This window comes from Kitasatospora sp. MBT63 (assembly GCF_000710465.2).
In the GTDB taxonomy this organism is placed as follows: domain Bacteria; phylum Actinomycetota; class Actinomycetes; order Streptomycetales; family Streptomycetaceae; genus Kitasatospora.
On sequence record NZ_JAIZ01000792.1, the window covers coordinates 36,696 to 37,534 of the forward strand.

Consider the following 839-nt stretch of genomic DNA (forward strand, 5'->3'; position numbering starts at 1 on the left):
GGCCTCCCGCCGCCGTCGGCGCGGCTCACTCCCGGGCGAGCAGGGCGTGGGTCGTCAGCGGCTCGCCCTGCACGAACTCCCGGGCGGTGCGCTCGAACCGGCGGTCGATCCCGGTGTAGCGGCGGTGGTGCTGGGCCCGGTGCTCCGCCCAGGACACCACGGTGAAGGTCTCGATGAACCGGTGCGGCGCCGCCGCGTCCCGGTACAGGCCCCAGCTGACGGCCCCGGTCCGCCGCCGGGAGTCCTCCACCTCACGCATCGCGCGGACGAAGGCCGGAGCGTGCTCGTCGGCCACCCGGTACTCGACGGTGACCAGGACCGGTCCGTCCGTCGGAGCCGGTTCGACGGTCAGCCGCGGTTCCGGCCAGGTGTCGGACAACGAGGGATCGGCCCGGTCCTCCAGGAGCGGCAGGGCCCGGAGCGACAGCACGCCGAGCGCGAGCAGCGCCGCCGCCGCGCCCAGCGCGACGGTCAGCCCGGCCCGCTGTGCGAGTTGGCCCCACACCAGGGCGCCCAGGGCGTTGCCGCCCTGGAAGACCAGGAGGTAGAAGGCGACCGCCCGCGCCCGGACCCAGTTGGGCAGTTCGAGCTGCAGCGCTGCGTTGAGGACGGACAGCCCCCAGATCCAGGCGGCGCCGGCCAGCAGCAGGACCGCGCCGGCGAGCACGGCGCGGGTGGTGACGGCGGTGACGGCGAGCGCCGCCGCGGTCAGCGCCCCGGCCGCGGCCAGCATGCCGTTCGCCCCCAGCCGGGCGCTCAGCCGGGGCAGCGCTGCCGCGGCCAGGACCGCCCCCAGCCCCACCGCGGCGAGCAGGACGCCGTACCCGGTGGGCCCGAGG

At 77.1% G+C, this 839-nt stretch carries 1 protein-coding gene; it reads right to left on the bottom strand.

Annotated features, from left to right (window positions below):
• Positions 1–25 precede the first annotated feature (25 nt).
• A partial coding sequence (locus tag AA75_RS41390) for an MFS transporter (protein WP_033825666.1) occupies positions 26–839 on the bottom strand: 814 nt, incomplete at its 5' end.